This window comes from Nocardiopsis sp. CA-288880 (assembly GCF_050955985.1).
Lineage (GTDB): Bacteria > Actinomycetota > Actinomycetes > Streptosporangiales > Streptosporangiaceae > Nocardiopsis > Nocardiopsis tropica.
Genome location: NZ_CP192105.1, coordinates 5,022,866 through 5,048,200, shown reverse-complemented (window position 1 = coordinate 5,048,200; position 25,335 = coordinate 5,022,866). Strand labels below are relative to the sequence as shown.

19 protein-coding genes are annotated in these 25,335 nt (G+C 73.4%); 16 read left to right on the top strand and 3 right to left on the bottom strand.

The window, feature by feature from the left end; all coding sequences use genetic code 11:
• Positions 1-100 precede the first annotated feature (100 nt).
• Together ACQPYD_RS21990 and ACQPYD_RS21985 are read left to right on the top strand one after the other, a co-directional pair.
• Entirely contained in the window at positions 101-1,549 is a 1,449-nt protein-coding gene (locus tag ACQPYD_RS21990; protein WP_267945386.1) for an XRE family transcriptional regulator, read from the top strand.
• Positions 1,550-1,891: 342 nt separating this feature from the next.
• Positions 1,892-2,242, top strand: coding sequence for a hypothetical protein (locus ACQPYD_RS21985; RefSeq protein WP_433697474.1), 351 nt, complete (start codon positions 1,892-1,894; stop codon positions 2,240-2,242).
• A 156-nt stretch (positions 2,243-2,398) separates the two neighbouring features.
• Here the strand turns inward: ACQPYD_RS21985 and ACQPYD_RS21980 are convergent, their stop codons facing one another.
• Both ACQPYD_RS21980 and ACQPYD_RS21975 read right to left on the bottom strand, forming a co-directional pair.
• Entirely contained in the window at positions 2,399-2,545 is a 147-nt protein-coding gene (locus tag ACQPYD_RS21980; RefSeq protein ID WP_433697473.1) for a hypothetical protein, read from the bottom strand.
• Positions 2,546-3,025: 480 nt separating this feature from the next.
• The gene (locus ACQPYD_RS21975) at positions 3,026-4,255 is read right to left on the bottom strand and encodes an acyl-CoA dehydrogenase family protein (RefSeq protein WP_433697472.1); all 1,230 of its coding nucleotides are present in this window, start codon (positions 4,253-4,255) and stop codon (positions 3,026-3,028) included.
• A gap of 588 nt (positions 4,256-4,843) precedes the next feature.
• On the opposite strand from ACQPYD_RS21975, the gene ACQPYD_RS21970 reads away from it, so the two are divergent.
• The 13 genes from ACQPYD_RS21970 (at position 4,844) to ACQPYD_RS21910 (ending at position 20,296) form a co-directional block, all read left to right on the top strand.
• Positions 4,844-5,722 carry an SPFH domain-containing protein gene (locus tag ACQPYD_RS21970; protein WP_433697471.1) on the top strand — a complete coding sequence of 293 codons (879 nt, stop codon included), beginning with the start codon at positions 4,844-4,846 and terminating at the stop codon, positions 5,720-5,722.
• Between the two features lie 197 nt (positions 5,723-5,919).
• Positions 5,920-6,714: a hypothetical protein gene (locus ACQPYD_RS21965; protein ID WP_433697470.1), complete on the top strand. Its 795-nt coding sequence runs from the start codon at positions 5,920-5,922 to the stop codon at positions 6,712-6,714.
• A 56-nt stretch (positions 6,715-6,770) separates the two neighbouring features.
• A complete protein-coding gene (locus ACQPYD_RS21960; RefSeq protein ID WP_433697469.1) occupies positions 6,771-7,448 on the top strand; it encodes a TetR/AcrR family transcriptional regulator in 678 nt (225 codons plus the stop codon).
• Positions 7,449-7,547: 99 nt separating this feature from the next.
• The gene (locus tag ACQPYD_RS21955; protein WP_433697468.1) at positions 7,548-7,946 is read left to right on the top strand and encodes a MerR family transcriptional regulator; all 399 of its coding nucleotides are present in this window, start codon (positions 7,548-7,550) and stop codon (positions 7,944-7,946) included.
• Complete coding sequence (locus ACQPYD_RS21950) at positions 7,946-8,923, top strand: aldo/keto reductase (RefSeq protein ID WP_433697467.1); 978 nt, start codon at positions 7,946-7,948, stop codon at positions 8,921-8,923. The genes ACQPYD_RS21955 and ACQPYD_RS21950 overlap by 1 nt, the downstream gene beginning before the upstream one ends.
• A gap of 296 nt (positions 8,924-9,219) precedes the next feature.
• The gene (locus ACQPYD_RS21945) at positions 9,220-12,057 is read left to right on the top strand and encodes a hypothetical protein (protein ID WP_433697466.1); all 2,838 of its coding nucleotides are present in this window, start codon (positions 9,220-9,222) and stop codon (positions 12,055-12,057) included.
• Between the two features lie 370 nt (positions 12,058-12,427).
• Positions 12,428-12,838 carry a spore-associated protein A gene (locus ACQPYD_RS21940; protein WP_433697465.1) on the top strand — a complete coding sequence of 137 codons (411 nt, stop codon included), beginning with the start codon at positions 12,428-12,430 and terminating at the stop codon, positions 12,836-12,838.
• A 292-nt stretch (positions 12,839-13,130) separates the two neighbouring features.
• Positions 13,131-14,453 (top strand): DUF5685 family protein, encoded by a 1,323-nt coding sequence (locus tag ACQPYD_RS21935; RefSeq protein WP_433697464.1) that lies wholly within the window; start codon positions 13,131-13,133, stop codon positions 14,451-14,453.
• A gap of 216 nt (positions 14,454-14,669) precedes the next feature.
• The gene (locus ACQPYD_RS21930; protein WP_433697463.1) at positions 14,670-15,380 is read left to right on the top strand and encodes a Crp/Fnr family transcriptional regulator; all 711 of its coding nucleotides are present in this window, start codon (positions 14,670-14,672) and stop codon (positions 15,378-15,380) included.
• A gap of 119 nt (positions 15,381-15,499) precedes the next feature.
• A complete protein-coding gene (locus tag ACQPYD_RS21925; RefSeq protein WP_433697462.1) occupies positions 15,500-16,339 on the top strand; it encodes a hypothetical protein in 840 nt (279 codons plus the stop codon).
• Positions 16,340-16,595: 256 nt separating this feature from the next.
• Entirely contained in the window at positions 16,596-18,389 is a 1,794-nt protein-coding gene (locus ACQPYD_RS21920) for a hypothetical protein (RefSeq protein WP_433697461.1), read from the top strand.
• Positions 18,386-19,153 carry a hypothetical protein gene (locus ACQPYD_RS21915; protein ID WP_433697460.1) on the top strand — a complete coding sequence of 256 codons (768 nt, stop codon included), beginning with the start codon at positions 18,386-18,388 and terminating at the stop codon, positions 19,151-19,153. The genes ACQPYD_RS21920 and ACQPYD_RS21915 overlap by 4 nt, the downstream gene beginning before the upstream one ends.
• 162 nt (positions 19,154-19,315) lie before the next feature.
• Positions 19,316-20,296 (top strand): SEC-C domain-containing protein, encoded by a 981-nt coding sequence (locus tag ACQPYD_RS21910; RefSeq protein WP_433697459.1) that lies wholly within the window; start codon positions 19,316-19,318, stop codon positions 20,294-20,296.
• A gap of 128 nt (positions 20,297-20,424) precedes the next feature.
• Here ACQPYD_RS21910 and ACQPYD_RS21905 read toward each other — a convergent pair whose 3' ends face one another.
• Positions 20,425-22,707, bottom strand: a complete 2,283-nt coding sequence (locus ACQPYD_RS21905; RefSeq protein WP_433697458.1) for a HelD family protein — start codon at positions 22,705-22,707, stop codon at positions 20,425-20,427.
• 356 nt (positions 22,708-23,063) lie between these two features.
• On the opposite strand from ACQPYD_RS21905, the gene ACQPYD_RS21900 reads away from it, so the two are divergent.
• Positions 23,064-25,298: an anthranilate synthase component I gene (locus ACQPYD_RS21900; protein WP_433697457.1), complete on the top strand. Its 2,235-nt coding sequence runs from the start codon at positions 23,064-23,066 to the stop codon at positions 25,296-25,298.
• The last annotated feature ends 37 nt before the right edge of the window (positions 25,299-25,335 follow it).

The window sequence follows — 25,335 nt, the reverse complement described above, 5'->3', positions numbered from 1 at the left end:
TGAAGTTCCAGAGCTTTTCCACTTGAAATCGTGCGAAGATCAGCGATTCTTTCCGTAAGATGAACCCATGGCGTACTTTGGTGCTGAAGAAATACCGTCTTTGACAGGTGACCTAGATCTCGTCACCTTTGGCCAGCGGCTCCGTCATCTGCGGCGCGCGCGAGGTATGACCCTCTCCGACCTGGGAGAACGCGTCGGCAGGGCCCCTTCCCAGCTCTCCCTGCTGGAGAACGGCAAGCGCGAGCCCAAGCTCTCCCTCCTCACCTCCCTGGCCTCCGCCCTCGGCGTCTCCGTCGAGGAACTCCTCTCCAAGCAGCCCCCGAGCCGGCGCGCGCAGCTGGAGATCTCCGTGGAGGAGGCCCAGCGCGACTCCCTCTACCAGGAGCTCAACCTCCCCCACCTCAAGGTCGGCAAGAGGGTCCCCAACGACGTGCTCGAACACATCGTCGGCCTCTACGACGAGCTCAAGCGGCGCCACGCCAAGCCCACGGCCAGCCCCGAGGAGGCCAGGCGGGCCAACGCCGACCTGCGCCGGCAGATGCGCGAGCGCGGCAACTACTTCGAGCAGATCGAGAAGGCCGCCACCGAGACCCTGGACGCCGTCAACTACACCGCGGGCGCCCTCTCCCAGGGGCAGATACTCGCGATCGCGACGCACCACGGGTTCAGCCTCAGGTACGTGCAGGACCTGCCCCGCTCGGTGCGCTCCCTCACCGACCACGTCAACCGGCGGATCTACCTCAAGCGCGAGACCACGCTGGGCATGCACAGCCCGCGCACGATCCTCCTCCAGACCCTCGGCCACGTGGTGCTCGGCCACGGCCAGCCCCGGGACTTCGGCGACTTCCTGCGCCAGCGGGTCGAGGCCAACTACTTCGCGGCGGCCGTCCTCATCCCCGAGAGCACCGCCGTCACCTACCTCCAGGAGGCCAAGCACGCCCGCGACCTCTCGGTGGAGGACCTGCGCGACGTCTACTCGGTCTCCTACGAGATGGCGGCCCACCGGTTCACCAACCTGGCCCACCGCCACCTGGACCTGGTCTGCCACTTCATCCGCAACGACGAGACCGGCATCATCTACAAGGCCTACGAGAACGACGGCCTGGTCTTCCCCACCGACGAGACCGGCGCCATCGAGGGCCAGCGCATGTGCCGCCAGTGGTCGGGGCGCCAGGTGTTCGCCTCCCCGGACCGCTACTCGATCTACTACCAGTACACGGACAAGCCCAACGGCACCCACTGGTGCGTCGCGCACGTGGACCCGAGCCGGGAGCGCAACTACGCCATCACCCTCGGCGTGCCCTACAAGGAGTCGCGCTGGTTCCGCGGACGGGAGACCACCAACCGGACCCAGTCCAACTGCCCCACCGGGGAGTGCTGCGTGCGCCCGCCCGCGGACCTGGCCGCCCGCTGGGAGGGCAACGTGTGGCCGTCGGCCCGCGCCCACTCCCACGTGCTGTCGGCCCTGCCCTCGGGCACCTTCCCGGGCGTGGACGAGCACGACGTCTACACGTTCCTGGAGAAGCACAGCGGGGAGGACCGCGTCTGAGGCGCCGGAGGAGGACGGACGGAGAGGGGTCGGGGCCGGGGGCCCCGGCCCCTCGGTGTTCCCGTGGCGGCGACGGCCCCGAGCGCGCCGGGGCGGCGGCCGCTCACGCGTGGCGGGGAGGCCGCGCGGGGGACGCCGGGCGCGGGTGCGCCCGCCCGGGATTACCCGGCCGTCCGCCGTGCCGGCCGCTGCGGAGGTCCCCCCGAGGGGAGCGACCGCACCTCAGGGGCCGGTACCGGGCGTACCAGCTCCTTGTCGTTTGCCCGAACCGCCTGTACCGGTAGTGGTACCGCCTTCGGGTGGTGCGTGTGCCGGTGCTCCGCCGAGGGGGAACCGCTTCGCGTGGTGCGCCGCTCCGTCCCCTTCGACACCCCTGAGAGGGAGCCCATGAACCTGCCCGCGAACATCCGCACCCTGATTCCCGTCATCGTCGGCGTCATCGTCGGCGCGGCCGTCCACTACGCCAGCTCACGGGGGATCGTCATCCCCGAGGGGTCCCTGGCCGAGGTGGTGACCCCGGTCGTGTCCGGCGCCGTCACCGTGGCCTACTTCGCGGCAGGCCGGTTCCTGGAGACCCGGGTCCCCGCCCGCGTGCGCACCGTGGGGCGTGTGCTGCTGACGTGGGGGCTCACCCGCCAGACGCCGGCGTACGGCCCGGCGGGGGAGGTGGAGGCTTCCCGCGCTGCCGCGTGAGGCGCCCGCCCCCGATGCCCCGCCTCCGGTGAGCACGCCCTTCCCGGGCGTGCGTCCGACGGGCGGCGACCGGCCCCCGCGTCCCTTCCCCGGACGCGGGGGCCGCTCCCGTGTTCCACCGGGCGGTTCACGTGGTCGCCGGTGGTCGCTGATGAGCTATCCGGGCTGGGGCACCCACACCGTGGCCGTGACGGCAGGCCGGTCATCCCCCCAGCCGCCCTCCGGTCCGGTGGCCGCCGCTGGTGCCGCCAGTGCTCCCAGAGCGGCGATGGTCAGGGCGAGCGCGGCGACGGTGCGGCGCATGACGGTCCTCCTCCGGCTGGGGCTGCTTCCCCCAGTGTCCCGCCGGCACGGGCAAGGGAGGGGATGGTGGGCGGCAAGACTCCTTGGGCCGGTGTGTCCCCGCTTCGCCTTCCGCCGTGCCCAGGGTTTCCCCTGGTCAGGGTCCCGTGCCCCTGCCGCTCGCGGCGCCGGCGCGCGGGACCGGCCGGGGGCGTCCCGGAGGCCGGACGGAATCCCGTCCGGCGTCCGTCGTCGCCGGGGTCGAGCCGCTGCGCCCGTCCCCTCGTCGTGCCGCTTCCCCAGGTCCCGGGCTGCCCGACCTTGCGCACGGAGGGGGTCGTGCGTCCTATTGCCGCGGCAATGGCAGCGGCAATACTCATCCCCATGAAGCAGGGAAATCCCGGTAAGTGTGGGTAACTCGACTGGTGCCCGCGCACCGCACACGCGCCGTTCGAGACCTAGAACTCCCTTACGAAACAAGTGTCCTGAGCTGAACGGATGTCACCGCACCGGGAGACCGGTGACGGCGCGGCCGATGATGAGCCTCTGGATCTCGCTGGCCCCCTCGAAGATCGTGAAGATCGACGCGTCGCGGTGCCAGCGCTCCACCGGGTAGTCACGCGTGTAGCCGTTGCCCCCGAGGATGCGCAGGGCGTTCTGGGTGACGAAGGTGGCGGTCTCCGAGGCGTAGAGCTTGCTCATGGAGCCCTCCGCGTTCGTGAAGTCCTTGCCGTTGCGGGCCATCCAGGCGGCGCGCCACACCAGCAGGCGGGCGGCGTCGATGCGGGTGGCCATGTCCGCGAGGAGGAAGGCCACGCCCTGGTTGTCGCCGATGGGGCGGCCGAACTGCTCGCGCTGGGTGGAGTAGTCGCGCGCGTACTCGTAGGCGGCGCGCGCGGTGCCCACCGCCATGACCCCGACGCTCGGGCGGGAGGCCTCGAAGGTCTTCATGGCGGCCTGGCCCTTGGAGCTGCGGCCCTCGCGGGCGCGGGCGAGGCGTTCGTCGAGCTTGTCCTTGCCGCCCAGCAGGCACGAACCGGGGACCCGGACGTCGTCCAGGACGACCTCGGCGGTGTGGGAGGCGCGGATGCCGTGCTTCTTGAACTTCTGGCCCTGGGACAGGCCCGGGGTCTTCGGGGGCACGATGAACGAGGCCTGGCCGCGGGAGCCGAACTCCGGCTCGACCGAGGCGACGACGACGTGGACGTCGGCGATGCCGCCGTTGGTCGCCCACGTCTTGACGCCGTTCAGGACCCACTCGTCCTTGGCCTGGTCGTAGACGGCGCGGGTCCTGATCGCCGAGACGTCGGACCCGGCGTCGGGCTCCGACGAGCAGAACGCGCCGAGCTTGACGTCCTCGGCGCTGCCGAACATCTGCGGGACCCACTCGAAGAGCTGCTCCTGGGTGCCGTTGGAGGCGACGGAGACGGCGGCCAGCCCCGTGCCGGTGATGGACAGGGCGATGCCGGGGTCGCCCCAGTAGAGCTCCTCGAAGGCGACGGGGATGCCGAGCCCGCTCGGCTCCAGCCACTGGTTGGCGAAGAAGTCGAGGGAGTAGAGCCCGATCTTGGCCGCCTCCTGGATGATCGGCCAGGGGGTCTCCTCGCGTTCGTCCCACTCGGCCGCGGCGGGGCGGATGACGTCGGCGGCGAACCCGTGGGCCCAGTCCCGGACGTCGCGGACGTCCTCGCTCGGTTCCAGGCTGAAGGCGGGCGCGGGGGCCTCACTCATGCGCTTACATCCTTTGTCGGACCCTCCGGGGGCGGAGGGGCGGTCAATGTGTGTTACCAACGGTAACAGCAGGATCTTCCAGGCACAATCGTCCGCCGGGCGCGGCCTGCCCCCGGCGGCGATGTGCAGGCCGCGCGGCCGGGGCGGGCGGGTGCCGCCGGTCGCGCCCCCGCCTCCTCCTCGCCGTTCGACCGGCCCCGCCCTGGCCGGATCCGGCCACGGCGCCCGGCCGTCCCCTTTCCGACGAACCCCCGGCCACCGAGGCGGATCGTAGAAGGCCCGCGGAGAACGGGGACACGGCCGCCCGGGGCCTTCCCGACACCACCGGGAGTCCTCCGGCGGGCACAGGCACCCCACCGGACGGCACACCGACGAGCAGTACGACACCCTCCGCGCCGCACGGCGCGGGGAGCCCACCCGGCGGACGCTCCGCGCCGGTCCTGTCCGCGGCCGCTCCGGACCGCGCCGGGCCCCGCGCCGCCCGCCCCCGCCCGCCGTCACGACGAGACCGCCGACCGGACCGGTACACCGGCCGGCGGCAGAGCGGTCCACCTCATCGACTCCCACGACACCCCCCAAGGACCCCCGATGACCCCCAACCGCACCACCGCCGCCCTCGCGACCGCCGCCCTCGCCCTCGGCCTCACCGCCTGCTCCGTCAGCGTGGACCCCGACGAGATGGGGCTGGAGTACAACGCCGGCCTGTTCTCCTCCACCGCCTTCGACCAGTGCGTCGAATCCGGGAACCGGGAGTACTACGGCCCGGGCGACGAGGTGTACGTCTACCCCGGCGGCCAGCGCACGTTCACCTTCTCCGGCGGCGACGAGGCGGAGATGTCCTCGGAGACGGTCGTCACCGCCGACAACCTGGAGATGACCTCCACCGGCGTCGTGACGTTCCAGCTCAACCCCGACTGCGCGGTGTTCCAGCAGATGCACGAGCTGGTCGGGACCAAGTACGGGGCCCACGAGGACGAGGGCTGGAACGAGATGATCCGCGACTACGTGGGGCAGCCGCTGCGCCGGGCCCTGGACGACGCCAGCGCGGAATTCGAGTGGCAGGCCCTGTACTCCGACGACGACGCGAAGCGGGAGTGGGAGTCCCGTGTCGGGGAGCTGCTGGTCGACTACGTGACCGAGATGGGCGGCGGGGCGTTCTTCATCAGCCCCACCTACACCACCGAGGACGGCGACGACCTGGGCGCCCCGCAGCTCACGCTCCAGCGGCCCGTGCCGCCGGAGACCGTCCGGGAGGCCATGACCGAGGCCCACCAGGTCGCGGAGCAGATCCAGACCGCGGAGGCCCGGGAGGAGCTGGCGGACGCCGAGGCCGAGGCGATGCAGTCGCTGGTCGACCTGCTCGGCCCGGAGGGCGCGGTCCTGTACGAGGCCATCAAGAACGGTGACGTGGACGTGGTGGCGCTGTCCCCGGGCGCGGGGGTGTCGGTGACCGGGAGCGGGGACTGACGCGTCGGCGCGGGCCGGGGAAGCGCCCCGTCCCGCGCCGTGCCGTCCCGTCGTCCGGTGCGGGGCCGTGCTGTGACGCCCGTCCGCGCCGGTCCGGCCGACCGGGCGCACCGGCCCCCGTCCGTGTGCGCGCCGGGGCGGTTCTCCGGCCGCGGGCGCCCTGGCGATCCGATTCATCCGACGTCTACGCTGGCGCCATGAACGCCACCACGGGCGAAGGCGCCCCCACCATCACCGTCCCCGCCGCCTTCAACGGGCCGGACGGGTCGGGCAACGGCGGCTACACCGCGGGCCTGCTCGCCGCACGGCTCACCGCCGTCGGAGGGCCTGCCGTCCAGGTCACCCTGCGCACCCCGCCGCCCCTGGACCGCCCCCTGGCGGTGGAGGGCGGCCCCGGCGCCGGCCTCCGCCTCACCGATCCGGCGGTCGGGGAGGGGCAGCCGGGCCACCTGGTCGCCGAGGCCGCGGTCGCCGACCTCCCCGGCGGGCCCGGAGCCCCCGCGGTACCGGGAGGCCCGATCGGGGTCGCCGAGGCCGCGGAGGCCGAGAGCCGCTACGCCGGACTCGCCGGGCACCCCTTCCCGCGCTGCTACAGCTGCGGCCCCGAGCGCGCCGAGGGCGACGGCCTGCGCCTGTTCGCCGGTTCCGTGCGCCCCGGCACCGGACCCGGCGGCGCCGGGAACACCGTCGCCTGCACCTGGACCCCGCACCCCGGGCTGGACGACGGGTCCGGCGCCGCCGAGCCGGTCCAGGTGTGGGCCGCGCTGGACTGCCCCGGCGGCTGGTCCAGCGACGTGGTCGGCCGTCCCGCCGTGCTCGGCCGGTTCACCGTGCGGATCGACGAGGCCCCGCGGATCGGGAGCACCTACGTGGTGGCGGGCCACCTGGCATCGGTCGACGGGCGCAAGATCCACACCACCAGCGCGCTCCTCGACGGGACCGGGAGGACGCTGGCCCGCGCCGCCGCCACCTGGATCGCGCTCCGGGCCTGAGCCGGGGAGCGGTCTGTCCGCCCTCCCACCTCGCAGAACCGCTACCGTGAACCCTTGTGGCCCTCGAACACCCGCGCCCGACCGCGCCGACCGACAGCACCGACGCCTCCGGAACCCCCGCCCCGGAGATCCCCCCGGCACGCGGGGGGCGCGGGGGCCGGGGACGCGACCCCGAACGGCGGCGCGCGATCCTGGACGCCGCCGACCGGGTGATCCAGCGCGACGGACCGGACGCGTCGATGCTGGCCATCGCCGCCGAGGCCGGGATCAGCAAACCGATCCTCTACCGCCACTTCGGTGACAAGGGCGGGCTGTACCGCGCCCTCGCCCGGCGCCACGTGGACCCGCTCATCGAGCGCATCCGCGAGGAGCTGCACCAGCACACCCGGTTCGAGGTGAGGGCGCGGGCCACCGTCGGCGCGTACCTGTCGATGATCTCCCAGAACCTCAACCTCTACCGGTTCCTCATGGACCGGGCCACGTCCGAGGACTCCCGCATGCGCGGTGACCTGGGCATGATGGTGCGCCGGCTCGGCGAGGAGCTCGCCGAGCAGCTCCTCGCCGAAGCGCGGGTCGGCAGCCGCCTGCGGGCCCAGATCGTGGCGCACGCCGTGGTCGGCATGGTGCAGGCCGCGGGGGAGTGGTGGCTGGAGCATCCCGAGGTCAGCGAGCGGGAGATCATCGACGACCTCACGGACGCGGTCGTCGGTGCGATCCGCGGCGGACGCGGCTGAGCGCCCCGGCCGGGGGCAAGGCCCCCGCACGAGGAACTTTCCGGCAATTCGCCGGAACCCCTTGACCTGGAGCGCACTCCAGGTCCCATGCTTCTCGACATGAGGGACTACTACACGCCGGGCGAGGTCGCCGAGAGGTTCGCACTGACCCTGGACACACTGCGCTACTACGAGAAGGCGGGCCTGCTCCGCCGCGTGGAGCGCTCGCCCAGCGGACACCGCCGCTACAGGACCGACGACGTGGAACTCCTCCACCTGGTCCGCTGCCTGCGCGACACCGACATGCCCATCGCCCGCCTGCGCGACTTCGCCGAGCTGGTCCGCGCCGGGGACCACACGGTCCCCGACCGCGTCGAGGTGCTCCAGGGGCACCAGCGTCGGCTGGACGAGCGCATCGCCGAGCTGCGCGACCGCCAGGCCGTCATCCAGCACAAGATCGACTACTACCTCGGCGTGATCGCCGAACGCACCCACGAACCGGTCGAGGAGACCATCTGATGCGCCACACCACCATCGGCGACCGCAGTGTCAGCGCCCTCTGCCTGGGCGCGATGAAGTTCGGCAGCCAGACCGACGACGCCACCTCCGCCGCCCTGCTCGACCGCTTCGTCGAGGCCGGGGGCACCTTCGTGGACACCGCCGACTGCTACCAGTTCTGGGTGGAGGGGTTCGAGGGGCACGAGAGCGAGACCTTCCTGGGCCGGTGGCGCCGGGAGCGGGGGATCACCGACGAGGTCGTGATCGCGACCAAGCTCGGCGCCCAGCCCACCGTGCCCGGCACGGGGCTGGAGACGAAGGAGGGGCTGTCGGCGGCGGCCGTCGCCACGGCCGCCGAACGCAGCCGCGAGCGCCTGGGGGTGGACCGGCTCGACGTGCTCTACGCCCACCACGAGGACCGGTCGGTCCCGATGGAGGAGACCCTGGGCGCGTTCGCCAAGCTGGTCGCCGAGGACGCGGTCGCCGAACTGGGCCTGTCCAACCACCGGACCTGGCGGCTGGAGCGTGCCCGCGCCGTCACCGAGGCCAACGGCTGGCCGCGCCCCCGCGTGCTCCAGTACCGGTACAGCTACCTCCAGCCCCGGTTCGACCGGCCCCTCGCCTCCACGGGGCACATGCACGTCACCCCCGAACTCCTCGACTTCGTGCGGGAGGAGGCCGCCGAGGGCCGGGAGCACACGCTGGTCGCCTACACCTCCTTGCTGTGGGGCGCCTACACGAGGCCGGAGAAGGCCGCCGGGCTCGACCCGGTCTACGACCACCCCGGGACCCCGGCGCGGCTGGCGGTCCTGGACGAGGTCGCGCGGGAGACCGGTGCCACCCGCAACCAGGTGGTCCTCGCGTGGCTGATGGACAGCGACCCGCGTGTCGTGCCGCTGGTGGGGGTGAGCGGCCTGGACCAGCTGAACGAGGCGATCGAGGCCACCGACCTGAGGCTCAGCGCGGAGCAGTGGGGGCGTCTGGCGGACGCCGGGTAGCGGCCACGGGTCGCCGGGCCCGTCGGCCGTGCGCCCGGCGGGGCGGCGCCCGACCGGCGCGGCGACGCCTTCCCGTGCCGGTGCGCGGCGGCCCACGGGGCGGGAGGGGCGGTGCGGGGGCTCCGCGGGGGGCAGGGGTGGCGTGGCCGGGGCCGGTCAACAAGATCGGGGCAAAGTACGCATACGCGCACATAAAACTGTGTGTACGGTTTTTCTCAAGCCATGACCGGATACCTTCCCTAGTGGCGGCGGGGCGGCCGCGCCGCCTCGGTCCGCGAACCCGTGGGAGGGGCGACTTGCCCGAGAGCACGTACCACCAGATCCACTTCGCCTGGGCCGAACCCACCCTCCTCGGCAGAGTCGGACCCGGTCCCGCCTCCTCCTCGCTGCCCGAGACGGAGCAGCCCGTCCTGCGCTCCTGGCGCGACCGGCTCATCCCCGCGCTCACCGCCGACTACCGGTCCGCCCTGCCCGACACCGACCCCGCCGACTACCCCGAGACCCTGTGGTCGCACACCTACCCCGACGGGCAGGCGGCCCTGGTCTACCGGTGGCCCGGGGACGTCCGCTCCGCGCACGCCTGGGCCATCGTCGGCCCGGGGTACGGACTGACCCTGCCGCGCGTCCTGGCGCTGCACGAGAACCCCAACACCCGCCCGGCGCAGCGCCGCCCGCCCGCCCCCGGCTGGGCCGCCATGGACACGCTGCCCGTCCCCGAGCCCTGGGAGCGCACCGCCGCGCCCGGCGCCGTGCGCACCCGCGACCGGCACGCCGCCGAGACCGCCGTCGGCGGAGAACCCCTCCTGGTCGGCGCGGTCGCCGCCGCCCTGGCGCGGCCCGACCTGCCCGTCCACATCGCCCTGGACCCGGAGCGCGCCGACCTGTGGCAGGCGGTACAGCTGCGCTTCCTGTGGGGGATGCACCGGGCGCTGCACGACGTGCTCACACCGCCCCGGGCGATCCCGGCGGCCGGGTGGAGCTGGTCGTTCTCCACCTACGACCCCGTGCTCGGCACCGCCGACGGCCGGCACCTGGCTTTCGGTCCACCCGTCGCCCCGGCGGCGGCGCCGTTCCTCAACCCGCCGCCCCCGGACCACCGCAGGACCGCCGAGGCCCTGGTCGCCGTGCTCCGCGAGGAGGGCGGGGACGCGCTCGCCGCCCACCTGGCCGAACGGGGGATCCCGGAGGCCCCCACCTTCGCCGACCGCCGCGACCTGCTGTCCGACTGGCTCGCCCCGTCCCCCCGGCCGTCCCGGACCGTGCCCGCGCAGGCCCCGCGGGCCGTCCCCCTCCCGCCGTCCGACGCGGGGACGGGCGCCGCGTTCCCCGAACCCGCGGAGGGGTTCGAGGCGCACAGAGCCCCGGAACCCGCGCCGCCGCGCGGGTTCGGTGAGGAGTTTCCGGAGCCCCCGGCCGAGACCCGCGCCCCCGGATACGGCGTTCTCGACGACGACCTCGGACTGGAGGACGTCCCCGAGGCCGAGGCGCTGCCGGACGGCGAACCGGAACCCGGAAGCGGGGACGGCCTCCCGGGGGAACCGGACGCCGACGCGGACGGGGGGACCGACGGCGACCGCGGTCTCGTCCGCGACGGGTACCTCGGCGGCGACCGCGCCCCGCACGGTGGACGCGGCTCCGCCGGTGACCGCGCCCCTGCCGGTGACCGGCGTTCCGACACCGCGTCCGAGCAGGACGACATCCCCCTTCCGGACCTCCCCGAGGCCGAGGCCCCGGGGGAGGAGGAGACCGGGCCCCGCCCGCCCTCGGAGCCATGGGCGCCCGCCGAGCGCGCCGAAGCGCCCCGCCCCGCCCCCGGCGCCCGGCTGGGACAGGGCTCGCTCCGGGCGTTCGCCGAGGAGATCGCCCGGGCCGCGGACGCGGAGCGCGAGGCCGGACGCGCGCGGTCCGCCGCGGGGCCCGGACGCGACCCGGACGGGAACGCCCCGCAGCGCCGGACCAACGAAGCGCTCTGGCCCTCGTCCGACCCCGAGCCCATGCCCGAGGGGCCGGAGCCCGGGGACGGACCCGACGGCGCCGCCGACGCTCCTCCCAGGACCCGCATGCCCCGCATCGCCCCCGCGCCCGGGGAACCGTCGACCTCCGGCGCCCTCCGGACGGGGGAGGCGGGCGGGGACGAACCGCAGGGCGGACACCGGCGGACGACGGGGATCTTCGACGCCCCGGAGCCCTACGCGCAGCCCGGGCCGGTTCCCGCCCGCGATCCCCTGGCGCCGCCCGCCTACTACGAGGCGGGCGAGATCGTCACCGACGACCCGACCCCGGTCGCCGGGCGACCGCGCATGTTCGGCCGTACCCTCCGCAGGGCCGTCGACCGGGACGCGAGGGCCGCCCAGCGCCGCGCCGCCGAACGCCGGGAGGCCGAGGAGGCCGCCCGGGCCCCCGGGGCGGGGGAGGCCCCGGAGGCGCCCGAGGCCCCGGAGACCCAGGAGTTGCGGGAGACGCACGAGCGGACGGTCGCCGTGCCCCCGGCCGACCGCCGAGACCTCTCCGCGGACACTCCCCCCGAGCACTTCGCCCCTCCGGCCCCGCCCGAGCCCGTCGCCGCCCCGGAACTCCGGGCCCCCGCCGACGCCCCGCCCCTCGGCGTGGTCGCCGCGGCCGACGGGGAGAACGGGAACCGGGGCGGGGACGAACCCCTCGACTACGCGGCCGAGACCGAGCCCGGGTTCGACGACCCCTTCGACGAGGGGCCGGCCGAAGACAACTGGCCCACCCAGTACGCGGACCTGCCCCTGGCCCGCCTGGAGCGCTGGCACTCCCGCCGCGGCCCGGAAGGGGCCCGCGTGGACGTGGTCGACGCCCGCGCCGCCGTCCGCGCCGAACGCGCCGAACTCCGGCGGGTGCGCGAGGAGCGCGACCACTACCACGCGGAGGTCCAGGACCTGCGGCGCGACGTCGCCCGGCTGGACCGCCCCTGGCTGGACCCCGAGGACGAGGAGGAGCACGACGCACCCCTCGCCCACCGCCCCCGCCGCCGGCTCCCGCGCGTCCTGGTGCTGATCCTCCTGGTGGTGCTCCTCGCCACCGGCCTGGAGGCGGGCGCCCGCCTCGACCTGGGCGCCCTGGACCTGCTCGCCCTCCTCGGCGACGGGATCGCCTCGCTGTTCGGGTGACCCCGCCCGGCTCCGGCCCCGAAGGCGCCGACGCCCCGGCCCGGCCGTCCCCTCCCCTCCGGCGGGACGGCCGGCCTCCGCGGGCGCCCCGCACCGCCCAGGGGCGTTCCGCGCGTCCTCCGGTGGAGGCGTGCAGACGCCGTCCGTCCCGGCGCGCTGTGCCCGCGGCGGAAGAAGCCGTTCCCCCTTTTTCCGTTTCCGGTGAAACCCGTCGGACCGGTGGTGCGGGCGGGACGGGAACAGCGATACGAGACCCGTGAAGGCGGGGGCATTCACGGCGTGCGAAGGAAAACAAAAGTCGGCGATAAGCGGGGACTGAAACCATCCGTTCCGGCGCTCGAACGAGTGCGAACGATACGAAAGGAACGACATGAACGTACTGCGTGCGGCCGCTGCCGCAGCCGCCTTCGGGGTCGCCGTGACCGCCGGGGCCCTGGTGGCGTCCCCCGCGCACGCCGCCACCTACAACGGTGCCTGCGGTTCCGGGTACAACGTCGTCAACAGCGTCGCCGTCGGCAATTCCGGCACCACTTTCCTCACCTACAACAATTCCAATGGCTACAACTGTGCCGTCACGGTGCGCAACAACCCCGGAGCGGCCGTCGAGATGGTGGTCGCCCTCAAGCGGACCCAGGACGACGCGAGCCAGGCGGTCCAGGACGCCGGCTACTACACGACGTACGCCGGTCCGGTCTACCTCCACGCGGCCGGGAGCTGCGTCGACTGGTTCGGCTACATCGACGGTGCCAACGGTTCCAAGAACGGGACCAACTGCGGCTGAACACCGGACCCGTGAAAAGTGCCAGGAGGAGATCCGTCCGGCGCGCGGCCGCGTCGGCGGGTGCGACCGCGCTGGGAGCGGCGGCGCCGTCCGCCACCGCGTCCCCTGCAGCGGCCGCCCGGGTCCCGGCCCCGCGCGGGCCTTGTGAGGGCGGGCCGCCTCGCCGACGAGACGGTCCGCCCGCCGGGCGCCGGTCCACTCCGGAGCCGGAACAGCGAACCCCACGGCCACTTCGGGCGTCGAACCCCGTCGTCAACGCGAGATCGTCGCGTCGAATGATGAGGAGCGGTTCGTGTTCGGAATCCTGCGTCCCTGTCGGCACACCCTGCCCGACGGGCTCGCCGAAGAGTGGATGTCCCACATGTGCGGGCTGTGCCTGGCCCTGCGCGACGACCACGGCCAGGCCTCCCGGGTCGCCACCAACTACGACGGGCTGGTCGTCTCGGTCCTGACGGCCGCGCAGTCCGAGAGGGAGGCCGACACCCGCGCCGCCGGCCGCTGTCCGCTGCGCGGCATGCGCGGCGCCCGGGCGGCCAACGGTTCGGGGGCGTACCTGGCGGCCGCGGTCTCCCTCATGCTGGCCTCCGCCAAGATCACCGACCACATCGAGGACGGCGACGGCCTCTACGGCCGTCGCGGCGTCCGCTCGCTCGCGGGCCGGGTGGCCGCGCGCTGGCGGCAGGGGGCCACGGAGGCGGGAGACAGGCTCGGCTTCGACGGCGCCGGGCTCGTCGCGGTGATCGACCGGCAGCGGGAGGTCGAACTCGCCGCGGGGGAGGGGACCGACATCCTCACGGTCACCGCTCCCACCGAGGAGGCCACCGGGGAGGCGTTCGCGCACACCGCCCTCCTCGCCGACCGCCCCGCCAACGCCGCTCCGCTGCGTGAGGCGGGGCGCCTCTTCGGCCGTATCGCCCACCTGCTGGACGCGGTCGAGGACCGTGGGGAGGACCTGGCACGCGGAGCCTGGAACCCGCTCACCGCGACGGGCACCGGCCCCGACCGCGCCCGGGAACTGTGCGACGGAGCCGTCCTGGGCGTGCGCCTGGCACTGGAGGAGGCCGAGTTCACCGACGACCGCCTGGTCCGCGCCCTGCTGGTCCGCGAACTCGGGCGCTCGGTCGACAGGGTCTTCTCCCAGGCGGGATACCCCGCGCCGGGGCCGCACGGCCCCCACCAACCCCACGGACCCCACCACCCTCAAGGCCCGCACCAGCATCAGGCTCCGGGGCCCCACACGCCCCGCTACTCCCACGGCCCCCACGACGCCTACGGCGTGGAAACCCCGCACCGGGGAGGAGGCCACCACCACGGGGATCACGGCCCCGGCGAGGGCGGCCACGGCTCCGGCTCCGGGGGCGGCAAGTCCGGCGGCGGAGGGTGCTGCGGCGCCTGCTCGTGCGACACCCCCGCGGCCTCCCACCCGCCGAAGGCGCGCGGCTTCTTCAGCGGGTGCGCGGTGGCGCTGTTCATGTGCGGCACGTGCCAGTTCTGCTGCCGGGACCCGCACCCCGGGCCCTGGACCGGGAAACCCCGCAACTCCTGGTGCGACCTGTGCGAGTGCTGCAACTGCTGCCAGTGCTGCCAGTGCTGCGCCTGTTGCGACGGAATCTGAGGCGGGAAGCCCCGCACCCCTGGCTTCCGGCGGCGTGCGCGACCGCGCCCGCCGGAGGCCGGGGGCGCCCCGCCCGGCGCCCGCGCCGCCGCCGGCCCCCGGCGGTCCCCGCGCCCCGGGCAGGGGCCGTGACCGGAGTCGGCCAACCCGACCGCCCGCCGCCGACGGCGAAGGAGAATCCCCGAGTACCCCCAGAGGAGAAGAGGACGATCCCCCATGCCCCGACACGGTTTCGGCGGGCTGCTCACCGACCTGCAGTGGGCCCGCCTGACGGTCTCGATCCCCCGGACGCCCTTCACCCCGGGGCAGACCCTGTTGCGGCAGGGGGAGACCGGATCAGGAGTGCACCTCATACTCAGCGGGAGGGCACGCGTGGAGACCACGCGCACCGACGGTACGTCGGTCCCCCTGGCCTTCCGCTCCTACGGAGACGTGCTGGGCGAGTCGGTGCTGGCGGGGGAGGGCCGTGCCCGCAACGCCACCGTGACGGCCATGTGCGAAGGCAGCACCGTGTACCTGACCGCGCCCCACTTCCAGAGCAGGCTCTCCGAGCTCAAGCTCGTCGCCGCCCTCTGGCGCAGTGTGTTCGAGCGCCAGGACGAGAGCGACCAGATCCGGGTCCAGCAGGCCGTCCTGCCCGCCGAACGCAGGCTGCCCGCCGCACTGGTGCACCTGGCCTCGATGCTGGGGGAGCCGATCCCCGCCATGCTCACCGACCGGCCCGGCGTGCGGAAGGAGGGCCGCCTGCTGCGCATCCCCCTCCCCCAACAGGAGATCGCGGCCTTCGCGGGCCTCTCCCGGACCTCTGTGCACAACGCCTACACCCAGTTGAAGGAGCGGGGACTCATCCGCACCGGAAGGCAGTACGTGGCCATCCTCGACCTGGTCGGACTGGAGGCTCTGGCGCGCGGAGACAATCGCGACTGACGTGGCTTGCGTCACTCTGCTCCTGCTTTGTTCAGAAGTGAACAGAGCGTCACCGATCCTCCCGGAATGCTGTCGGCAGGCAACAGAAGCCCTGCCGCGCACCCGACGAGGAGATCCCCATGGAACTGATTCCGCCCCGCTACGGAACGGTCGCGCCCCTCCCTCCCTACCGCGCCGTCCTGGCCGTGGACATGGAGAAGTTCAGCGCCACCAGCTCCCTCAACCAGCAGACCATCGGCATCCTCATCCCCCACGTGCTGGAGCTGGCCCTCAACCGCTCCGGCCTGAGCCATGTCTGGGAGGGACGCCGTTTTCCGCGCCACGGAGGAGACGGCTACGTGTTCGGCACCGATCCCGAGCACCTGCCCTTCCTCATCAGCCCCTTTCTGGAGAACCTGCAGCAGGTGCTGCAAGAGGTCCAGCCGAACCTCGCCGGCCTGGACCGGGCGCTCCGGATGAGGCTGCGTGTCAGCGTCGACGTCGGTCCCCTTCCCGACCTCGGGGAGGGGGACCCCATGAACGCCATGGGCGAGGCCATGATCAGCACCCACCGCCTCCTGGACTCCGAACCGGTGCGGGAGGAACTGCGCCGGACCGACGCCGACACCACCCTGGTGGCCGTCATCGTCTCCCGGCGCGTCTACGAGGACGTCGTCCTGGGCGGCTTCACCTCGGTCAAGGCCCCCCGATGGCAACCGGTGCAGGCGACCGTCCCCGAGAAGGGCTTCCAGGCCGAGGGGTACCTGTTCGTCCCGACGCCGTCGCGGGCCCAGGACGACGCGGTCGCGCCGGAGAAGACGGACCGGGCAGCCGACGTGTCGGCCCCCGTGAACGGTGCTCCTGGGGTCGGTGAGACCCACATCGGCAACTCGATCAACACCAACCACGGTCAGGTGGTTCAAGCCGAGACCCTGAACGGTGGGGCGGTCTTCGGAGGCGGTGCATCACATGGCGGATGATGTGCCGCCTCCCGAAGATGCGCGAGGAGACGGAGGAAGCGATGAGACCGGACGCCCCCCAGACACGCCGAAGCCACAGACGGGCCACGACGGCAAGGACGTGCCTCGGCAGTCGCCATGGGGCAACCGGGTCGATGAGAACCGGGGCCAGGCGGTCACCGCAGGTCGGATAGACGGTGGGGTCCATTATCACGAGTACATCGGGGAGGGGACCACTCGACGGCTCCGCCAGACGGCCAAGCTCTCGCCTGAGCGGGTGGGTGAGGTGCGCGCCACCTTCTGTTCCCCCGACGAGGGCAAGTACGCGGCGTTCCAGAGCGACCTGCGGTCCCATGGCGTGGGGGTCATCACCGGTAAGCCTGGCACCGGCCGTGCCTTCACCGCGGTGCACGCATTGGACGGGGTCCGACCCAGGACGTCGATCGAGGAGCTCACCATCGACACGGGGGAGAAGGACGCCGGTATCTCCCTGATCAGTGTGAACTCCGACCATTCCCGTTTCCTCGATCTCACCTCCCTCACCAGGCCGACGACAGCCCAGTTGGTCGCTCTGCGAGGTCTGGTGGAGGATGCCCGTGACGCCCGGGCGCTGCTGGTCCTCATCGCGGGGCCGGGGCAGCGGCAGGAGTTCCTGGCCGAGTACCAGGCCTGGCTGCACATCGACGCCCACGCCAGCGCTGTCGACGTCTTCCGCCGGGCCATGGGGCAGCGCTGCGGGCTCGAAACCGCTGACCGGTGGTTGAGGTATCCCGAGGTTCGGGACGTTCTGGAGGGGGCCGAACCCTCGAGAGCGCTCAGGCTTGCGCAGGAGGCGGACCGGAGTCGTCGCCACGGGCGGATGCCGGGGGAGGACGAGGCCGTCTGGATCAAAGAGGTCCTCGACAGCTTCGCCGACGCCACCGAGGAGATGGCGCGGTGGTTCAACAGGCATGACGCCGAGACGGAGTTCAGCCGGGTGCTGATGGCGACGGTCGCCCTGCTCGAGGGCGGACACCGCGAGGTGATCACGCGCCAAGCGGATCGGTTGGCCCGAGAGTGGCACATCCCGCCGCTGTGGCGCACGCCCATCTCCGGCGAAGGACTGACCTCGCACCTCTGGGAACTCGGCGCACACGTGATCGAGGACCGGGTCCACTTCAAGCGTCGTGGAGGTGCGGACGATGCGCTCGACTACCTTTGGCGCGAGCATCCGGGCACCCGCGAACACATCCAGGAATGGGCGAGCACAGCCGTGACCGACCTGGACAGTCCGCAGCGGGCCGTGGCCGCACAGCGGTGGCTGCGCCTTGCACGGCGCCATCGTGACGCCGCGCCCGTACGGGCGCTGATCGAAAGGTGGGGCCGTTCCGGAACCGGTATGTGGGAGGCGGTGCCTGCGATCGCGGAGGCCGCCGTCACGCCGGAGCTGGGGACACAGGTGCGTTCCGTGCTGTACCAAGTGGCCCGGGGGGCGGGGGTGACCCTGCGGGACCGGACCGTTCTCGAGGCATGCCGGGTCTACGGTCGGGTCCAACCGTCGACGGCTCTGACCCGGATACGCCACATCGCGGAAAAGGTACCGACCCACTGGGACCAGGCGGTGATCCGGGCTCTGGAGGACATCGCCGGGGAAACCCCCAACGACTCCGTCGTCCTCGAGGAACTGGTCTCCTGGACGGAACGGCCCGAGAGGGGCCGACGGACCTTCGTGGCGGCACTCGCACTGTGCCGGATCCTGGACGCCCGGGAAGACGACACGACACCGCGGGTGATGGCCGAGGTGAATCGGCGCGAGATCGACAGAGACCTCGTGGCTGTCGCGTGGCGTGCGGCCTCACGATCGGGCAGCAAGGTGGGAAAACCCCTGTGGTCCTGGTTCGACGCTCTCGAGGCAGGAGGGGGAGGACACCCCGGAGCTTTCGATGTCCTGCGCCGCGCGGGTAGCGGTCACGAAGCCCTCTCCCGCACCCTGGCCCGCTCCATCGGGCGGTGGAAGCACGCCCATGCACGCAGGTCGCCCGTTCTCGACGATCTGGCCCACTGCCTGAGCACACATGAGGAGAAGCGATGAGCGCATGGCGACGCAAGGGCGACGGCGGGGAAGTGCCCTCCTGGAGCATCGCCTTCAGGACCCCGGACACGACGCACGCCTTCCAGGCCCGGGTACCGACCAACACCGAGGGCATGTGGTTCGAGGGGGCATTCGAGGTGACCGTCTCCTGGAACGGGGCAGGGGCGGCGGCGCGGGCACATGCACTGGCAAGGATCCAGCGCGAGGTCATCCGCATGGCCTCGAAGGAAAGTGCCCGGTTCTCCCTGGGGGACCACGGCTCGGCCGAGGCCGAGATCGCCTGTGGGCTGGCGGAGGCACGGAACTTCCGTGAGGAGGTGGTGCGCGAGGTCGCGGTGCTGGTGAGCCTGACCGCCGACCAGGAGGACCTGGCGTTGGACCGCGAACGTGAACGGATCGGTCCGCGCAAGGAGATCCAGAGGGCGTTGCACCGGGCGAGCATGGAGAGGGTCGGGGAACTCCGCAAGGACGTGCTCAGCGACCCCCAGGTCGCGCGCGTGTGGTGGTACGAGCAGAACCCGGACCTGCTGCACGACATCGAGAACGCGGGGTTGGCCCTCGACACCATGGCCACCTCCCGTGAGGAGGTGTCCGGAGTCGGGGAGGGTCGGGAGGCCGCGGGCGACCCTGTTCTGGACGCTTTCCTGGAAGGACTGGAGGAGTGGGAGGTCCCCGCGGTTCTGGAGCGCCTGACCACGTTGCTGGAGGGCTTCGAACGTCCCGACCTGGTGAACCTCCTACGCGAGAAGTGGCCGAGCGCATGAGCCCGGGCGACCGGTCCGCTCACGGGTGAAACGGGCCGGGACGGCGGGGCGAACCGGGGAGCGGTCCGGCCGGCCAGGGACCCGGGGAGGGGGTCCGGGGGCGGACCGGAGGCCACGGGCGGACCGGTCACCGCACGTCCGGGCCGCTCCTAACCTGGGAGCATGACCGACAGCGCACCCCTGCCCCCGCCCCCGCTCCCCCCGGAACTGGTGGGGGCCCTCTTCGAGATGGACCTGCCCCAGCGGTACCTGGACGACCTGGCGGCGGCCCCGGACGAGGCGGGGGAGATCCTCCTGAACGCGGCTCAGGGGCTGGGCCCCACGAACCCGCAGAAGGCGCGGGATCTGCTGGAGACACTGCGGGAATTCGCCCCGAACCCCGACCACCGCCAGTACGCGACCCACATGCTGGCGGCGTCCCTCCGCGCCGAGGGCCGCGTGGACGAGGCCGACCGCCTGATCGAGGGGCTCATGCGCCCCGGGGTGCTCGGCCGGGCCACGGCCGTCGTGCTCGCCGACGAGTTCGCCCGCGAGGGAGACCTCGACAAGGCGCTGTACTGCTACAACGTCGCCTGTCGCGCCATCCTCGCCCAGCCCGCGCAGATCATCTCCCAGCTGGACCCGTACGGACTCCTGCCGCTCGTCGGCCGGGCCGTGGCCCGCGAGAGGCTCGGACTCGCCCCGGACGCCCACGACCGCGCGGCCCTGGCGGCGGACGGGGCGCAGTCGTCGCTGGAGACCGCCCTGGACCGGGCCGACGACGCCGTCCCCGGCCGAGGATTGGTCGTCCACGCGGCCTTCGCACGGGACTCCCTCCCCGAGGCCCGGAACCTCGGCCTCCTGGCCGACGACGCGGACACGGACGCCCACCACCACGGCGTCGAGCGGTCCCTGCGCGCGGAGTCCGCGGAACACACCGGCGCACCCCTGGCCACGGTCCTCACCACCCCGGAGGAACTGGGCGCCTTCGCCGACGCCCGAGGACTCGACGCGGCGGACGGAGATGCCCTCCGGCTCTGGGCCGCAACGCTGTCCCCGGAGTCCGGGCGCCTGATGCCCTGGCCGCCCGGGCGCAACCACCCCTGCTGGTGCGGTTCGGGGCGCAAGTACAAGAAGTGCTGCGGATCCCCGTCCGTGCGCTGAGCCCCGCGGTCCCGGGCACGCCGCCCCCCGCCCCTGCCGACGGGCGGGGGCGGCGGATCGTCCGCCGCCCCCGGCCGACCGGCCCAGGGCCTGTCCGACGCCGCCAACGCGGTGGCCGGGGCCCGTTCTCACCCCTCCAGGCGCTTGAGGACCTCGGGCAGGTCGGCGGTGTGCGCGACCGTCAGCCGCCGGGTGGCGCGCGTGACCGCCACGTAGAGGTCGTTGGCGCCGCGCGGCTGCTCCAGCAGCGTGTCCGGTTCCACGACCACCACCGAGTCGAACTCCAGTCCCTTGGACTCGGTCGCGGTCAGCACCACCACCGACTCCTCCAGGGCGTCCCTGACCGGGCCGGGGCGGGCGGCGTCCGGAAGCGCCTCCGCGACCTCGGCGAGCCGGCGGTCGGACGTGACGACCGCGACGCGGCCCGCGCCGACCGCCGCCGCCTCCTCGGCCACGATCCCGGGCAGCCCCTCGGACAGCGACGTCAGCCGCACGGCGCGCGGCGGCTCACCGTCCTCGCGCACCGACTCGGGGACCTCCTCGCCGGGCGCCGCCTCGCGCAGCACGTCGGCGGCCACCGCCATGATCGGCGCCGGGGTCCGGTAGTTCACGAGCAGCCGCTCCACGTGCACCTTGCCGGGGGCGTAGGGCTCCAGGACGTCCGTCCACGAACGGGCGCCCGCCGCGCTGCCGGTCTGCGCCACGTCGCCGACCACGGTCAACGACCTGGTCGGCACCCGCCGCATCACCGTGCGCCACGCCATCGGCGACAGCTCCTGGGCCTCGTCCACGATCACGTGCCCGTACGCCCACTCCCGGTCCTCGCCCGCCCGCTCGGCGGTGGTGCGGCGCGGACCGCTGTCGCGGTGCCGGTCGGCCAGGGCCTCCGCGTTCATCATCTCGTCCTCGGCCAGGCCGGTGAACTCCAGCACGCCCTGGGCGAACCGCACCTCCTCGGCGCGCTCCTCCTCGGCCCGGCGCTCCCGGATCCGCTCGTCGGTGTCGTCGCGCCCCAGGACGTCGGCGGCCTCGTCCAGCAGGGGAACGTCCTCGATCGTCCACGGTGACCCGGGGGAGCGCAGCAGCGCCGCCCGGGAGGCCCCGTCCAGGCCGACCCGCGTACCGACGCGCTCCAGCGCCGCCGCGTCGGTGAGCAGTTCGCGGACCAGCCGCTCCGGCGACAGGTCCGGCCACAGCGCGTCCAGCGCCTGCCGCACCGGCGCCTCGTGCCAGAGCCGCTCGCCCACGAACGGCAGGTCGTCGTCCTGGACGGGGCGGGACAGCAGCACGGACTCGGCCCGCGCCAGCTCGCTCAGCAGGGTCCGCACGACGTACTTGCGCGCCGTGTTGTGGGCCAGAGGAAGCCCGCGCGCGGTGTCCAGCACCCGCCGGCAGACCTCCTCCGGGACGGTGAGCGCTCCCGCGTCGGCCTCCACCACCAGGTCTCCCGACCCGAACGCCTCCAGTGGAGTGCGCTGGCGGTCGAGCACGGCCGCCGCGACGAGGTCCGCCATGAGCGGGGAGCCCTTGACCGCGGCGGTCGCGTACACGTCGTGCGCGGTCGCCTCCACCCCCGGGAAGAGTTCCCCGAGGGTGCGCATCACCACGTCGGTCTCGCCGAGGGAGGGCAGCACGTCGCTCACGTAGCGCAGGAACGCCGTGTTGGGGCCCACGACCAGCGCCCCGCGGCGCTCCAGCACGTTGCGGTGGGTGTAGAGCAGGTAGGCGGCGCGGTGCAGGGCGGCGACGGTCTTGCCGGTGCCCGGCCCGCCCTGGACGACGAGGACCCCGGCGAGCCGGGCGCGGATGACCCGGTCCTGCTCGGACTGGATGGTGGCGACGATGTCGGCCATCCGCCCGGTCCGCTCGCGGTGCAGCGACTCCAGCAGGGCCGCCTCCCCGACCAGCTGGCGCCGGTCGCCCTCGGAGAGGCCGGCGGAGTCGAACACCTCGTCGTCGAGTCCGGTCACCCTGCGCCGACGCACCCGCAGGTGGCGGCGGCGCGTGAGCCCCTGCGGGTCACCGGGGGTGGCGGCGTAGAACGGCCGGGCCGCCGGGGCGCGCCAGTCCACGAGGATGGTCTCGTGCTCGGTGTCGCGCAGGCCGATCCTGCCCACGTAGCGGGCCTCGGGGCCGTCGTCGTGGGAGAAGTCGATCCGGCCGAAGCACAGCCCCTCCTCGACCGCGCTGAGCTGGGCGCGGCGCCGGGCGTGCTCGTAGGCGCGCGTCTCGCGCTCCACGAGCGCCGCGTAGCCGGTCTGCGCGTCGAGCTGGACCTCGGCGAGCTGCTCGGCGGTGCGGGCGCGCAGGACGTCGAGCCGCTCGTACATCGTGCCGACCCGGGTCTGTTCCGCGGCCAGTGCGGACTGCTCCGGTGACGCCTCCCCGGCGCCGTCTTGACAGAACTGCATGTGCTTGATATCCTACCTGTTGCAGGTAACTATGTTTTTGCTCGGAAAAGGCACAGTGGGTTCCGAAGCCTAGCACAGTCCTCCGCTCTTCGACCGACCGGCTCGTCCGGCGTCCCGCCCTCCTCCCGCGGGATCACGGGCGCCGACTTCCCCGTCGGACTCCCCGAGCCTCCTCGCACCCGCTACACTCGGGCCCATGCGAACCACCTCGCCCCGAGCCCAGTGGTGGCGCCGCCTCTAGGCGGTGCTCCGATTTCGCATACCCCAGCGACCGCCCCGGACCGGCGGTCGTTCGTGTTTTCACGGCCCCGGCCGGTGCGGTCAACCCGTCCGCACACTGCGCAAAAGGACCGGCCGTGAACGCCAGCGCCACACAGACCACCACGTACAGCACCCCGGGCGGCGTGACCGTCCACCGCAGCGCCACCCCCTGCGACCCGGAGGTCCTCACCGACCTCGTCCGGTCGGTCGAGTACCGGCGCGGGGGCGTCCTCTCCTCCGGGATGGAGTACCCGGGCCGCTACGACCGCTGGCACCTGGGGTACGTGGACCCGTGCCTGGAGATCACCACCCGCGGGCGCCGCGTCACCGCCACCGCCCTCAACGACCGCGGACGCGTGCTCCTGCCGGTCCTGGCCCGGGCGCTGGGTACCGTCGGCGCCACCGACGGACGCGACCGCGACCAGGTCTGCGTCGTCGTCCCCGAGCCCGACCCCGACGTGTTCTTCACCGAGGAGGAGCGCAGCCGCCGCCCCAGCGTCTTCACCGCGCTGCGGGCCGTCATCGCCTCCCTGCGCAGCCCCGAGGACGCCAACCTGGGCCTGTACGGGGCGTTCGGCTACGACCTGTCCTTCCAGTTCGAGCCGATCGAACAGCACATCGAGCGCGACCCGGACGACCGCGACCTGGTCCTGCACCTGCCCGACGCCGTCATCGTCCGCGACCGCAAGCGCGAGACCTGCGTGCGCTACACCTACGAGTTCACCGTCCCCGCCGAGGGGGACCGCCCCGAGGCCACCACCGAGGGCCTGCCGCGCGAGACCGAGCCGACCCCGCCCGTGGTCGCCTCGGAGGTCCCCGAGGGCCCCGAACCGGGCTCCTACGCCAGGGTCGTCGCCCGGGCCAAGGAGAAGTTCCGCCGGGGCGACCTGTTCGAGGTCGTCCCGGGCCACCGCACCTACGCCCGCTGCTCCTCGCCCGCGCGCTTCTACGAGCTGCTGCGCGAGCGCAACCCCGCCCCCTACGAGTTCTTCTTCAACCTGGGGGAGGGCGAGTACCTGGTCGGCGCCTCCCCGGAGATGTTCGTGCGGGTCACCGGTGAGCCGGGGACCGGCCAGCGCGTGGAGACCTGCCCGATCTCCGGCACCATCCGGCGCGGGGAGGACGCCCTCGGGGACGCGGAGAACATCCAGGAGCTGCTGTCCTCCGTCAAGGAGAAGTCCGAGCTGACCATGTGCACCGACGTGGACCGCAACGACAAGTCGCGCGTGTGCGAGCCCGGCACCGTCCGGGTGATCGGCCGCCGTCAGATCGAGATGTACTCCCGCCTCATCCACACCGTGGACCACATCGAGGGCACCCTCCGCCGCGATTTCGACGCACTGGACGCCTTCCTGACCCACATGTGGGCGGTCACCGTCACCGGCGCCCCCAAGACCTGGGCCATGCGGTTCATCGAGCAGAACGAGTCCAGCCCCCGCCGCTGGTACGGAGGCGCCGTCGGCGTCGTCAACTTCGACGGCTCCATGAACACCGGCCTCACCCTGCGCACCGCCCACATCCGTGACGGGGTGGCCGCCGTGCGGGTGGGCGCCACCCTCCTCTACGACTCCGACCCCGAGGCGGAGGAGCGCGAGACCTTCCTCAAGGCGCGCGCGCTGCTGGAGACCCTCGCCCTGGGAGAGGAGGCCGCACGCCGGGAGGCCCTCGCCGCCGAGGGGGCGCCCGCGGCCCCGGAGCCGGTCGCGGCCCCCGCGGCGGACCTGCCCGGCGAGGGGATGAAGGTCCTGCTCGTCGACCACGAGGACTCCTTCGTCAACACCCTCGCCGACTACGTGCGCAGGCACGGGGCCGAGGTCACGACCGTCCGCTACGGGTTCGACCCGTCGTTCCTGGACCGGCTCGCCCCCGACCTGGTGGTGATCTCGCCCGGCCCCGGCCTTCCGGAGGACTTCGGGATGTCCGCCCTGCTGGACGCCCTCGCCGCCCGGAACCTGCCGGTGTTCGGGGTCTGCCTGGGTCTCCAGGGCATGGTGGAGCACGCCGGCGGCGAGCTGCGCACCCTGGTCGATCCGGTGCACGGCAAGCCGGGCCGCGTCAGGGTGTCCGGCGGGCGGCTCCTCAGCGGGCTGAGCGAGGAGGAGGCCTTCCCCGCGGCCCGCTACCACTCCACCTACACCCTTCCCGACCTGGTGAAGGGCTTCGAGGTCACCGCCGTCCTGGAGGACGGCGCGGACGGGGAGGAGGTCGTGATGGCGATCGAGGACCCGGCGACGCGCCGGTACGCCGTCCAGTTCCATCCCGAGTCGATCCTGACCGCGAGCGTCGGGGAGGGGATCGTGGCGCGGGCACTGCGCCTGGCGCGGGACTGACGCCTCCGGAGGGGCCGGCGGATCGGGGCCCGCGCGT